We start from the raw sequence: 13,916 nt of genomic DNA, 5'->3' as shown, positions 1-13,916 counted from the left end.
AGAGGGCCTAAATTATCCTTTAACAGGCCCACCAATATAACAAATTATCGTATGATGCGCTTCAGGGTATTTTAGATGTAGTCTACTAAAACCTGTCTTTTTAATTGGATTTAGAAATATCTGATATATCCTAAACTGGTCTTAGTCCAGTTTTTATGGTGCTGCTGTTGATATTCCCAACCCAAACGCAGAGCATTTTGTGGAGTAAAGGCATATTGCAACTGGGTGTTGAGTTTTAACTGCCATTGGTGCGCATCCTCCCAGTAGGGTAAGGCTACCTGTACCAAGCTGTTCACTTGTTCTGTCCAGATATTCTGACATCCTAACGTTGGTCCGGCGCCAATGCGCCATCCTTTATCTAGAGCCTTCCCAGCTTGTAAATGTGTCTGAGCTTGTACATAACATAAATGTTCACGGGCCTGATCAGCATAGCTATATCCACCTTGAACATTAAAGTTTAATACACCGTGTTGACGGTCTTCACTAAACTGTCCATCTTGTTCCACACTTTCTTGTTGCCAACCAAAATTGAATCCCCATGATAACGGCGTTTTAAAAGGGGTAATCGGGTTATATGAGTTTACTGATAAAAAATCAAAATGCTCCAATTTTAACTGGTCATTCCGATACTGTATTGAACCATCCCAGAAATTTAACTGCGTGCCGGTGCGAAATCCGCCCTGTGGATCAATAAGATCATGATAAGCCTGACGGTGACCAAGTTCTATAAAAGACTGGCCCTGCACCTCACCGGTTTTAATTGAAATATTACGTGCTTTATGACTCTGAGTAGGATCAATTTTCGGTCGTTCAGGTTCCTGACGCTGTTTATCCAGATTGATCTGGCTTCTTAGGCCCAACAGCTGACGAAAACGTGGCTGGGCAAAACTTTCATCAACCTTGCGTCTTAAAAATTGTAGATAGAGATCATCATAAGCCATTTCCAGGATTTTAGCCTGATCATTCGCTGGATAGTCCTTTACAAGATCAGGCATTTCTTCAGTTCCGGAAAAAGCAACCTGATGAGCAGTTTTAGCTAGGGTTTTACCATGTTGCCGTGCTTGTGCCAATAATTGGGTTTCTAAAGCCGGACGATATATTTTATTTTTAACAAGCCCCTGCTCATCCATTGCTTTCAAGGTTTCTACCGGTATCGCAGCATAACCGAACTGTTCCTGTAAATTAGCTTCTGGACGTACCAGATCAATTAAGCCTAATAAACGGTAAGCACAGTTGTCACTAACAAAATAATAGGGGAATGTCACTTTCTGCATTTCCCAGATATGTTCAACCATAAACCGGGTTTCTTCTGGATTTAAATCCAGTTCATATTCCCATAGATCACGGCTTTCAAAATCTCCATACTCTTTTACCTTACGGTAATACGGCATGAGGGAATATTCGCCAGGATACCGGCCAGTTAAGCCTTTCCAGGCAAAAGACCAGTTATCTGTACCGTTTACTGTAGCTGCATAGTTGACTGCATAAGAGACCAGATTTAACTGTTTCTGGTCTTTAGGGTCCAACCGCAATAGAGTGTGCCCAAACATGGAGCTTGGGTTGCCCATAAAGTCTGTAGCATAAATAAGGGTAGCCTTATAAGGCTTAACCTGCCCGATCCAGCTTTCAAATTCAGGACAGCTGGCTTGAGGCAACTGGTGTTCGGAAATTTGTAGTTGCTGCATTAACCAGCGGCTACGGGCGGGAAATTTGCATCGGACAGATTGATTCGGTTCAGCGACCTGAAACAGGGCCTGAATATCCTGCTGCATTTCCTGTTGCAGATTTTTCTGTCCATCTGGCGCAAGAAAATATCCTTTATAGCTCACCTCACTATGGCCGGCAGTATTGGCATACATTAAGCGCTGCCAAGTGATATCTTGGGCCAGCTTTTTCTGTTGAGCAAGATTTAAATAGTAGGATACATCTGGTGTCGTATCTGCTGCATGGCTCAGGCCAGCTACCGTCAGGGCAAGGATCAAAAAAACAAGTTTCATGCAGTAATCTTTTTCTCTTTATATAAGAAAAACCCTGTCTTTAAGACAGGGTTTTTTGAATATCTAATTAGACATAAGCTTTAAGAACTTCATCTTTTGCCATTACGGTTTGAAGGGAAGCCAGTACCTGTAAAGTATTCTGGTTATCAGCCGAATAAATTTCAGAGAAATTCTGTTTAGATACCGCAAAGAAACGTGCTTTATCTTCCTGTTTAATATTCATTAGTTCAGCCAGCACATTCAGGCTTTCACCTTGGCCTACAGACATATCACGAGCTAGCGTCTCGGCATTTTCATTAGTAAAAGTCACGACCTGAGCAGTTACTGTACCGCCTTGGCTACAACCTAATGTACCGAAAGTAATCCCGAGCCATTGGTTGGTAAAAATCACGTTTGTGGTACCAGCGAACAGTTTAGGAATAATCCCACTCTGACCTTGCCAAACCTGACTACCTACACCACAACCAACATCATTGTCAGCCATTGCTACACTTGAACCTGCCGCTAATACAGCAGCCAACATCAGTTTTTTTAACATACTTATTCTCCAGTTATTCTCATGCAGTGTTGTTATCGCTATACATGTGTAAATTTTATTACACAGTAGTGAGATTATCCGGAAGTGAAGCGCTTCGCAATTAAAAAAATGCACTGTTAAACAGAAAGATAACAATTCATTTATCTGCTGTTTTTTTTAATTGCCATCGGCCTTGACCATCTCTGTTGCCCAGTATTTTTAATCCCAGTACCAAACTCAACAGTAGCAGTAAATACCAAGAACCCAGCTTGCCCCACCCTACCATATGCCATGCATCGACTTGGCTCGGATATAACCAGATTTTATAAAATGTACTGATATTTTCGGCAATCCAGATAATAAAAGCCAAAATCAGAAGAACTGGCAACATCGGTAGTTCAAAACGGCTATAGCTCAACTGGAAATACACCCGGGTTTTCCAGAATAAGGCTATACTCCAGAAAAACAGAAGATAACGAATATCTGGAATGAAAAACTTGCTCATAAAATTAATATAAGACAAGAGAGCTAAAACCAGCATAGGTAAAAAGCCTGGCAGATGTGTAAAGACGACTTGATATAATCGTAACGATCTTGCAAAGAAGCTACCTACGGCAGAATACATAAACCCGGCAAACAGTGGAACAGTCAATATTTTAAAAACAGCTGGCTGTGGATACTGCCAAGAAGCAATCGCAGGATGGGTAAGAAAAATTTCCATCAGCATTGCCATGACATGAAACAAGGCTATTACTTTAGCTTCTGCCCAAGATTCAAGCTTTAAATACAGCAGACAAAATTGAATGATCAGGGCATATAACAGCAGATAGTCATACCGGAACAAACCATAGAAAGCCTCACTTCCCATATTTGCCGTCAACATAAAAGCCAATAGCAATAAAATTCCAAATAAGGCAGCCGAAGCTGCCTTATAAAGAAATTCAAGTATGTTTTTAAGAAGCAGAATCATCCGTACATATTATCCCAGATATTTAGCACTGTACTCGTGTACAGTATCAATAAATACTTTCGGATGTGCTGGGTCTACCCACTGGGTAATTCCATGTCCAAGATTTGCAATATAACCCGTTTTTTCACCATTCAGATAGGCATCATCCAGCATAGCTTTGGTGGCTTTCTCAATTGTAGTTGCTGAACCGTATAGCGTCGCCGGATCAAGATTTCCCTGTAGCGCAGCCCGGCCATTTACAGTCTGACGTGCTACATGAAGTGGCGTGGTCCAGTCCAGTCCAAATGCATCTGCGCCAGTTGCAACCATCTGTTCAAGCCATTGTCCGCCGCCTTTGGTAAACAAGATCACCGGAATACGTCGGCCATCTTTTTCACGTTGCAAGCCAGTGATAATCTTCTGCATATAATTTAGCGAAAATTCAAGATATTCACGATGTGCTAAAGCCCCGCCCCAGCTATCAAAAATTTGAACCGCCTGTGCCCCAGCGTCGATCTGGGCATTTAGATATTCAGTGACTGCTACTGCCAGACGATCCAGCAAAGCATGTAATACCTCTGGCTGCGCATACATCATCTGTTTGGTAAAACGAAAATCCTTACTTGAGCCGCCCTCTACCATATAAGTTGCTAACGTCCATGGGCTTCCCGAAAAACCGATTAAAGGCACTTGGCCGCCTAGAGCAGAACGGATAGCACTGACTGCGTTCATGACATAGTCTAAATCCGATTTGGCATTAAATGCGGGCAGATTTGCCACATCCTGTTCTGTACGTACTGTCTTTTTAAATTTTGGCCCTTCACCTGCCTCAAAATACAGCCCTAGTCCCAAAGCATCAGGAACAGTTAAAATATCGGAAAATAAAATCGCTGCGTCAAGTTCATAACGGCGCAAAGGCTGTAGGGTTACCTCACAGGCAAACTCGGTATTTTTACATAAAGACAGAAAATCGCCAGCCTTGGCCCGGGTCTCACGATATTCAGGTAAATAGCGACCTGCCTGACGCATCATCCATACTGGCGTAGAATCTACAGGCTCACGTAACAGGGCACGGAGAAAACGATCATTTTTCAGGGTCGTCATTTACTTTCCTAACATGGTCTTGGTCTTGTTGCCATCATAGCAAAAAGGCCGCATTTTGAATAACTTCTTGCCATGTTTATACACTTTCATAAAATCACTTAAAAACAGTTTTAAAAGTATGAATTACACAAAACAAATACTGCATCTCCGTAATTTTTCTGCAATACTTAACTAAATTTACACCCAGCATATGAATAATTCTTAAGGTTGATTTCCATGTTTGTTCGCTCATTACTCGCTATGAGTTTAAGCTGTATTATTACTGGTACAGCCCTGGCTGCTCCAACTGCTGAACAGCCGCTCAATCCTAAAGTTGCCGCAACAAATACGGTCGAAGATCCAATCGACCCTCTAGAAGTCGGTGAAGATACACCAGCGAATAAAACAGAAACTGCAACGACCGATTCCCGCATTACTGCTCAAGAAGAGCGTGATCTGGACCGCGCTTCAACCACCTTGCAAAATCTGGCCCGTACTGAAGATAAAAAGGCGGATGTTGGTACCGCTCCTTCTGCTGCAAGCAAGACCACCAGTACTCCAGCTAACGTAAGTCAAGCTGCTAAAACTGCTTCGTGGACTTTAGAAGGACTGAATAATGCCGAGTGGTATGATGCAATTGGCAAGGGCCAATTTCCAGTCTATGCCCGTGCCCATGTCATGTTGAATAATGCACATGCTTCACCTGGTGCAATCGATGGTATGAGTGGTAAAAATACATTAAAAGCAATTGCCTCTTTTCAGCAAATGAATGGTCTAAAACCTACAGGTGTTTTAACCAAAGAAACTTGGGATGCATTAGTTGCTAAAACTGCCGGTAAACCAGCTTTTGTTGAATATACAATTACGGAAGATGACCTAAAAGGTCCATACGCCAGCTCAATACCTTCAGACTACGCGCTACAAGCGAAAATGAAAGGTTTATATTATGTACGTGTTTCTGAAATGCTGGGCGAAAAGTTTCACATGGATGAAGATTTCTTAAAGAAACTTAATCCAAAAGCGACTTTTAAAAAAGCTGGTGAGAAAATTATTGTAGCAAATGTACGTAATGACTTGCCTGAAGATATCCACTTAATCGTTGCCCATAAAGGTGCAAAACAGCTGTATCTGTTTAATAGCCGTAATCAGATGATTGCTTCTTTCCCGGCAACTATTGGTAGTACGGATACTCCTTCTCCAGCAGGTACCTATAAAGTTACAGGTGTAGCACCGAACCCATGGTATAGCTATTCACCAAGCAACTTCGTTCAGGGTAATAACAAAAAGCCTTTATCATTGCCGCCTGGTCCGAACGGCCCTGTAGGTAATATCTGGATTGGCTTGAGCAAAAAGTCCTTTGGTATTCATGGCACCCCGAATCCATCACTCATTTCTAAAACAGCTTCACACGGCTGTATTCGTTTGACCAACTGGGATGCTAATGATTTAGGTAAAAAAGTACGCTCTGGCGTTACTGTCAAATTCCTTGAGTAATCGCTATCAGTTAAAAAAACCACCTTCGGGTGGTTTTTTGTTTAAAGAACATAGCTACAGACACCAGATGTATTCTCTTACAAAACTGCTATCAACTTTCACGTTTTTAGACAACTTGGTAATTTTTTTAAAATGCTTTGATGCTAGATTAGACCTAAACCTATAGTAATTAGAATACTGCACCTGATGCTTAATATTTCATAATGACTCTTGATTAACCAGTTATCAAAATGGTTATTCAAGCAGTAGAAATGACTCATCCTAGATATAGAAGAGGTCAGCCATGAGAAATGTATATGAAAAATTTAAAGAATTTATTGGTCATCAACCTGATCACCTAGATATGACAGCTAAAGCTGAAATTAGTGAAGATAACGAAGATTATTATCTGATTACCCAAGGCATGCCTTATTCCTTCCACCGTGATGGTGAAACTACTTATATCACCTTTAATGGTGAAACCGAGGATATTGGAATGGATACTTTCCAGCAGCACAAAGATCAGATTCTGGCATATCTACAGCAAGTGACCAGACAAATTTAGAATCAACTTAAAAGTTCAGTTTAAGATAGAAAAACTCTCCTGCATAAGCTGTTTAGCTAAGGCCTTATATGCAGGAGAGTTTTAATATTATTTCTTTCATCAAGCAGCCTGTACAGTTTGCTGACCAGATAGTCTGTCTTGCGTATCACCAAACTGTGTAAAGAAATCTGCGATTAAGCGATGGGCCCAAGAGCTGGCTTTCCAGCCTTCATAATAGGCACAGTGACTTCCTTTTGGTGTAGTGACCAGCATGATATTATCTTTATCGCAAATTTTATCCAGATAGGCTTGAGCATTTTCCAGGCGGCAGACCGGATCATCTTCTGAATTGAGCATCATCAGCGGGCTGGTTACCTGATCAAAAACATAAATTGGGTTTGATGCTTTCTCATAAACTTCATAGCTTTCAAACCCTGCCAGCTCATAAACCGCAAGTTGAAATTCATGCAAATCTCTGGCGGATATTAGCGCCTGATAAGTTGAAAGCTGAGAGGTTTGATCCTGATGAGCTAAAACAAATGTTTTAATAAGCTGATGCGTCATATATTGACTGTAAGCTTTATGTGCAACTTTAAATACTTCATTTAAGTTATAACCGGGACAATAGGCGAAGGCAGCTTTAAAGGCAGATTTCTTGCCCATTTCTCCTAAATACCGGACCAGCAGACCTGTTCCTGCCGACACGCCAACACAATAAAGTGAGGACGTTTTAAAACGTTCCCGCACAACAGATATTTGCTCACGCAAGTCATCGGTAAAGCCGACAATACTTAAACGTGGAGTAGTCAATTTTAAGTCAGCATGTCCTCGCCGTAAACATAGTACTACCCTCCATCCTGTCATCAAACGCAGATCACGTACCAGTTCTCGCATACTTTGTGGCGTTCCCATTATAGTGTGCAGTACAAAAACCGTAGGTACATCATCCGGTAAATCATAACCCGACCAGTAAAGCGCGGTTGTACCTCCATCTTGCATGGTAAGAAGTTCTTCATGATCATATTCTAGTTGGGTAGTTTTTTTGCGGATCATATCAAAGTAGAAGAGCTGTAGATGAGTATTAAATAGCCAAGGTGTAGGTATATAGGGCTGATTCAGGAGAGCAATCTGCTCGGCCCATCTCTTGGCCTGTCCTGTAGGGTTATAGTATAAAGTGGGTTGTGCAGCTCCACTAAAATTTTCAAAAAGCTGGGTTACCGTGTTTAATTTTTCATACAGAGACTGAGTATTTAATTGTAGGTGTAACATAGCAGGCTCCTTATCTCTTTTTTATTAGTAAGAACGCTATTACTTTGTCACCCGCCGCTTATAACGGGCCGACTTTGAGTCTTTCCTAGACTTAGGATGATTATTAACGATAAAGACACGGTCCAGTTTGATCTAATTGTAATTTTCTGGGCTTATTATGTGAATCTTGCCACAGTTATTTATTTTTATTCTTTTACTCTTTAGGCAGTTTTAGGTTTAATTTGTAGCACTTTAATTTTCTCCTATTACGCTATTCTGTTTTGGCAATAGTTTACATCCGCATGCTAATGCATCATTTGCACGTGCTACAGCTTTGCCCATGACTTGCATGTGCGAGTCACCTGATATAATTGTAGTAACGGTTTTATGTTTTGGACAAGTTGCTTTATCTCCTACACACGCTACTGGAATACCTTCCACCAGAAAAGTATTATTTCCGCTGATAACTTTTCCACCACCAGTGGTCGGACAACCAACTACAATATAAGGAGTTGCCATTTTAGTTTTCCTTTATTTTTTAAGAGGTACTAAAGTACCTCAAACTCAATACGACGATTTTTCTTGCGGCCCTCTGCAGTTGTATTATCAGCAACCGGTTTGCTTGAACCCATACCTTCCGTACTCAGATTTTCTGCTTTAATATTTTTAGCAATAAGATAATTGCATACAGCCATCGCACGTTCCTGGCTTAGTAAAAAGTTTTTATTGCCATCTCCCGAACTGTCTGTATGACCAATGATTTTAACTTTTTTTCCGCCTACCTTATGTAAGGCTACTGCCATTTCTTCCAGAATCTGACGTCCAGCCGCTGTCAACACCGCACTGCCTGATTCAAATTCAACAATCCGGTTTTTTAAAGCATCATCAATAATTTTCTGCTCGGCCTGATTTACAGATAATTGGGCATTAAAGCGATATGGTTGCTGTATAAGCATTTGAAAATTTGCAGTAGTAGGTTGAATATCATTTAGATGACTAACCTTACCATTAAGCTCGATTTGTGTACCTCGTACGCGCAGCTGTCCCTGTCTGACTTTTTTAAGTTCTGGCGTAATTACACGAGCCACAGAATCACTCCAGCCATTTGGGGCTGCTACAGGCCGCACCTGAATTTTGTCAATCACTTGGTTTGCACCATATACAGACTGCATTCTCATCAGAATCGCCTGTTTACTGGCTTCATTTGGTACCACTCCCTCTACAACTACAGGTTCTGCCCAGACTAGCGAACCTCCTCCCAAGCCAATAACACAGACTACAGCATATTTTAATTTTTTATAAGATCGCATATTTATTCATCTAAAAAAGTTTGGCGAAAGAGTTTTAAGCCTTGATTTAAACTTAATTGCCGCTGGCATAAAGCCTGTTCTAGAGTAGCTAAACCAGCATTCTGCTCCAGATATGGATCAATCCATTGGGCCTGAACTAATGATACCCAGTGTTCACTCTGCATATTGTTAACAAAAATATCACTGAGGGCCAATATGTCAGCACCTTGAAAGCCAAATAATAGGACTGGCTTTTCTTGATGCAAAATACCAATGAGAACTTCAGTTTGGGCTTTTTTTAAAAAATGCCCGATCATACTTACCCATAGGGTCGCCACTTCATAACAATATATATGGCTATTAATTGGAAGAATCAGTATCTTATTTAATCGACTGGTTCCATTTTTCAAAATGGGCTGTAATAACAGACCTAAACCAATCATACTTTGTACCAGTTCATATACACTAATTTTCATTAACTGAGCAAATGTATGCATCGTATGATTTTCATAAAATGCCTGTGCTTCAGCTATGGTAAATGACTGAATCTGGTCAGGGAGATTTGCCAATTTATTCAGCATGATATCGCTATTATGAATTGTTCTTAGTACCCTGTTTCTCTGGAATAGGTCAACTAAAACCGGTTTATAACAATAAGGTGCTAGGAGTAGATTCTGATAGGGTTGTTCAACTTCCAGTAAGTGACTTAATACCATAGGAAAAGGCCGGCCCGAGCTATCTTCACTGGTGATGAGATTAGCCACCAAAAACATTTTTTCGTGAGGGTTAGCGATAAAAAAATCTAAAGATGGTAAAGCTGCATAGTGCTGCTTAAAACCAGTATTCTGCATGGCCTGTTCCAGAGCTTCTGTAATCCACTGATCAATAACCTGTATCAGTGCATACTGCCCCTTTGATTTCAGGAAGTCGCCGCGTGCAGGAGTTTTTCCATAATATAAAGGCGTACTTTTTAAATACTGCATTGTTTCGCCCCTTGAATATCCTTATTCTCTTGCATCAGGAAGTACCTCCTGTCCGCGGTACGACAGCAGATACTGCCGGTGCAGGCTGTGCAGAAACAACTCGTACTGCCTTGTCAGTTGTGACTTTATCGACCAGCTGCAAACCTGAGTATCCACGACTTGAACCGATTCCTCCTGAACTGCTTCCACTAATCAGGCGGAAATTCACTTTTACAAATACCGATGGATCGGTTTTACTGCGCCATACCATTTCAAAGCTGCCATTTTGCTCCTTACGCTGAGCAGAATCGATCAGGCGGTTAATGCCATATTCACCTGGCTCATCAAAAATTGTATGGGTTTGCCCTTGAAGGTCTACAGCAGTAATACGCGCTCCAGGAATTGCACTACGGTTCGGCCAGACAAAGTTTACCCACTGCTGAATTCCATTTTCATAGAGCATACGTTGACCATCAATATCGATGGTATAGGACAGAAGCTGTGGATTCTGTAACGGATAGAACTGGAAATTCGACTGGTTCGCTGCGGGCGTAGCAGTCGGCTGGTCAAGTGTACCTGTTGCCATACCATTGATTGGAGCAACATAACGCTGGAAGTTCATGACAAATTGTGGATTCAGGCTAATACCCAAATCTTTCCAGGTCTTGGACGTTAAAGTATAACCACGGCGAATGACCAAGGGGTCTAATATTTCTTTTACAAAACGGGCAATACTACCGGTATCCCCAAAAATTTGCCCGATTTCATTACTGGTAGCTTGTAATGAGACAGAGGAATTAAATGGATATTTTTGGCTTAAGTTCGCTTGAAATGGCTGATATGCCTGAATTATCCAAAGCTTATTAAGCTCTTCTTGTGCAGGTGTAATTAAGCTAGCAAAAGACTGGGTCAAAGGACTCACTAAAAGTTTCTGTATCATCTGCTGATCAATATCGTTCAGTCCTACCAGCATTCTCTCATCAATATGCTTTTGTGCAGTATTAAAAACTGAGTTCTGATCACTGATAGTCTGTTTAACCAGTGCCATAGCACTCGGACCAATTTCACCAGCATTCTTCAGGTCATTAAATTTACTTCGCACCTGGGCAAGATTCTGCATGTATTCATCAAGCAAGGATTTATTCTGCTGATCGTCACGTTTACGTACCAGTTGATAGAACATCTGATATTCCTGTGAGATTGGTCCTTGAGCTTTATTTGATACCTGTTGTGACATTTGCGCATCACTGCGGTTTAGCACTTTACGTTTAAACCAGGCAATAAAACCTTTTTGTGGCACAGCCAGTTCAGCCTGTACTACCGGGTTATCCCAATTTGTTTCAATAGCAATACGCTCAAATAGAATACGAATTGGTGAGTTCTGTGGTTCACCCAGTATGTCAATATTTTTAGACTGCTGACTGAACTGGGGAGCTTTTGCATAATAAATACCATTCAGGAATTTTCTCCACTCTGCAATATATTCCTGCTTGTAGAGAGCAACTAGCTGCTTACGGATCTGCTCTGGACTGCCAGAGAAAGTCAGGTCATCTGACTGACGGCTGTTGAGTACCCAGTCTTTACTATCTGTCGGTTTATTGGCTGCTTCATCAATTGCACTACTAACATATTCATCCCATGCCTTTTGGGTAAAAACGCCTGGAAGAGCATAACTGCCGAGCACAGCACCTTTATTATTTTCGCCAACAATCTGACCCGCTGTTAAGGCAGGAAAGCGTACAGCCGCACGCATCTTGATTTCATTATAGACACGGTCACGTGCAGGCATACCGCGAATGACAGACAATAAGACCTGACGGGTCTGATCTACTAGCTGAGTATCTGCATCAAGTACCGGAAACTGCTGATCACCAGTTAATGTCATAGCATAAGAGAGTACCTGTTCAGCCTGCTGGATCATATCTCCCCGAGACATTTGACCACGGTTAGCATCCACCCATGACCGCCAGAAACGCGTAACCTGATCACTTAAATGCCCTGCATCCATATATTGCGGGTTGCTCATCATCAGATAAGCTTTCAAAGCATTATAAGCATCTTGTGGATTGGTATCTAAAGGTTCCAGATATTGCCCAGTCTTAGCCACCTGCTTGACTTCAACATTGATATGATTAGCTTTAAGTGTTTCTTCATTATTTTTAACCCGCTGCAAATATTGCGCAATATTTTGCTGGGTGGGCTGCAACACAATCTGACGAATACCTTTTAAATACTCAGCCTTTAAAGTCTCACGGAGTTGGTTTCCCTGATACAGGCCAAAGCGGAACTTTAAAGGGCGATGTTCATCAAACTCATCGAGCTGCTGTAAACGCTCCTGCAAGATGAGTAGAGCCTCAAGCTGCGTAGGAAGCTGCTGGCCAGAAGCCTTTTCTAAATGTACCACTTTATCTAAATCAGCCTGCACATCTGCAATCAGCTGCTGGTTGTTACGATATGACCATACCCATAAACCGAGAATAATAGATACACCAAGCAGAGCTCCTATAAATGCCAGATAGCGCTGACGTTTTCTGCCTGGATTAATATGCTGTTTTACCAGATTTTTATCTTTTAAAATAATGTTAGAAAATAGTCCCTTCAGAAAATATCCATGATTCTGTGGAGCAATGTTATGATCACCAGGTTCAGCTTGAGGAATTTGAGAAAGATGAAATTCCTGTGCAATCTGCTTTGTCATTGGACTTTCAATTATACCTTCTTGCAAGGCACTGGTGAAATAAAACCCCCGGAATACGGGCTGAAACTGATAAGGATTATCTTCAAACAATGTGCTGATAAAGCTTTTTAATGCCGGTTTTAAAGTTTTAAACTCGAGCGGGAATGTCATTACACTTGGTGAAATATTCTGTGAATGACGACGACTCAGATGCGTCGTACTGACCCCCTTTAATCCATCATAAAGTAAATTGTAATGGTATTCGAAAAGCTCAACCGCATTTTGTGATGAATTCTGTTCATACGGCAGAGTTGCACCCCAAGCCTGGTTATATTCTTGTGCTTCATAACAATCAAAAAACTCAGTGAAACCTGCAATCAGATCCATTTTTGAAAAGACCAGATATACTGGCACCACTACTTCCAAACGCTCGGTTAAATCCTGAATTCGGGCGCGCAAGTTTTTTGCCAGTTTAAGTGAATTTTCTGGGCTCTGACCAATCAATTCAGCAATACTGACAATAACAATGAGCCCATTTACTGGTGCCTTAGAGCGATTCTTTTTGAGAATATTAAGAAAACCCAGCCATTCAGAATGATCTTCTGCATAGACAGAATAACGTCCAGCAGTATCCAGTAAAACGCCTTCAGTAGAGAAGAACCAGTCACAGTTTCGTGTGCCGCTTAAACCTGCTGAAATCATTTTCTGGTGCGTCTCCTCAAATGGAAACTTTAACCCCGAATTGTAAATTGCTGAACTCTTGCCTGCTGCCGGATTACCAATAACCATATACCAAGGTAATTCATAAAGTGCGGCATTACCTTTTTTATCTCCCAGCTTTGACTTGCGAATTAACTGGATAGAATCTTTCATCTGCTGGTTAATCAGTTGAAGTTCTTCTTTATTTTTTTGCTGGCCATACTCGGCTTTTGTATCCTGCTGAATTGCATTAGCAAGTTCTTCCCCTTGCACCGTATGACGTCTGCGCTGTACCAGCCAGTAAATACCATAGCAAATAAGTCCCAGCATGTAGCTGGCTGCCAGTGCCCAGAAAATGTGTCGTGGTAAAACAGAGTAAGATGATACCAGAGCAACAAACAATGATAAGGCAATAATAGCCCTAGGATTGGTAATGTACTGCCACAAGTAACCTAAAATGATATACATTGAGTTCTCG

Annotated in this window: 11 protein-coding genes; 2 read left to right on the top strand and 9 right to left on the bottom strand. The window is 41.3% G+C overall.

The window, feature by feature from the left end:
* Positions 1–110: 110 nt before the first annotated feature.
* The 4 genes from AC0VYT_RS04415 to hemE form a co-directional block, all read right to left on the bottom strand.
* Positions 111–1,997 carry an Lnb N-terminal periplasmic domain-containing protein gene (locus tag AC0VYT_RS04415; protein ID WP_005015139.1) on the bottom strand — a complete coding sequence of 629 codons (1,887 nt, stop codon included), beginning with the start codon at positions 1,995–1,997 and terminating at the stop codon, positions 111–113.
* Positions 1,998–2,064: 67 nt separating this feature from the next.
* Complete coding sequence (locus AC0VYT_RS04410) at positions 2,065–2,535, bottom strand: DUF3015 family protein (protein WP_005015141.1); 471 nt, start codon at positions 2,533–2,535, stop codon at positions 2,065–2,067.
* A gap of 136 nt (positions 2,536–2,671) precedes the next feature.
* Positions 2,672–3,484 carry a DUF817 family protein gene (locus AC0VYT_RS04405; RefSeq protein ID WP_005015143.1) on the bottom strand — a complete coding sequence of 271 codons (813 nt, stop codon included), beginning with the start codon at positions 3,482–3,484 and terminating at the stop codon, positions 2,672–2,674.
* A gap of 9 nt (positions 3,485–3,493) precedes the next feature.
* Positions 3,494–4,567 (bottom strand): uroporphyrinogen decarboxylase, encoded by a 1,074-nt coding sequence (gene hemE / locus AC0VYT_RS04400; protein WP_005015145.1) that lies wholly within the window; start codon positions 4,565–4,567, stop codon positions 3,494–3,496.
* Between the two features lie 216 nt (positions 4,568–4,783).
* Here hemE and AC0VYT_RS04395 point away from each other — a divergent pair, with 216 nt between their 5' ends.
* Together AC0VYT_RS04395 and AC0VYT_RS04390 are read left to right on the top strand one after the other, a co-directional pair.
* A complete protein-coding gene (locus tag AC0VYT_RS04395; RefSeq protein WP_005015147.1) occupies positions 4,784–6,040 on the top strand; it encodes a L,D-transpeptidase family protein in 1,257 nt (418 codons plus the stop codon).
* Positions 6,041–6,323: 283 nt separating this feature from the next.
* Positions 6,324–6,584 carry a hypothetical protein gene (locus tag AC0VYT_RS04390; protein ID WP_005015149.1) on the top strand — a complete coding sequence of 87 codons (261 nt, stop codon included), beginning with the start codon at positions 6,324–6,326 and terminating at the stop codon, positions 6,582–6,584.
* Between the two features lie 99 nt (positions 6,585–6,683).
* Here the strand turns inward: AC0VYT_RS04390 and AC0VYT_RS04385 are convergent, their stop codons facing one another.
* From AC0VYT_RS04385 to tssM, 5 genes are all read right to left on the bottom strand, one after another.
* Positions 6,684–7,832: a YheT family hydrolase gene (locus tag AC0VYT_RS04385; RefSeq protein WP_476496672.1), complete on the bottom strand. Its 1,149-nt coding sequence runs from the start codon at positions 7,830–7,832 to the stop codon at positions 6,684–6,686.
* A 231-nt stretch (positions 7,833–8,063) separates the two neighbouring features.
* Complete coding sequence (locus AC0VYT_RS04380) at positions 8,064–8,330, bottom strand: PAAR domain-containing protein (RefSeq protein WP_005015158.1); 267 nt, start codon at positions 8,328–8,330, stop codon at positions 8,064–8,066.
* Positions 8,331–8,359: 29 nt separating this feature from the next.
* Positions 8,360–9,121 carry an OmpA family protein gene (locus AC0VYT_RS04375; protein WP_005015159.1) on the bottom strand — a complete coding sequence of 254 codons (762 nt, stop codon included), beginning with the start codon at positions 9,119–9,121 and terminating at the stop codon, positions 8,360–8,362.
* 2 nt (positions 9,122–9,123) lie between these two features.
* On the bottom strand, positions 9,124–10,083 hold the full coding sequence (gene tagF / locus AC0VYT_RS04370) for a type VI secretion system-associated protein TagF (RefSeq protein ID WP_005015160.1): 960 nt from the start codon (positions 10,081–10,083) through the stop codon (positions 9,124–9,126).
* Between the two features lie 34 nt (positions 10,084–10,117).
* Entirely contained in the window at positions 10,118–13,906 is a 3,789-nt protein-coding gene (gene tssM / locus AC0VYT_RS04365; RefSeq protein ID WP_005015161.1) for a type VI secretion system membrane subunit TssM, read from the bottom strand.
* Positions 13,907–13,916: the final 10 nt, after the last annotated feature.

The sequence above is a fragment of the Acinetobacter sp. QJM3NY_42 genome, assembly GCF_056173745.1.
The sequence above is the reverse complement of the archived record's forward strand: the minus strand, read 5'-3'. Positions and strand labels throughout refer to the sequence as shown.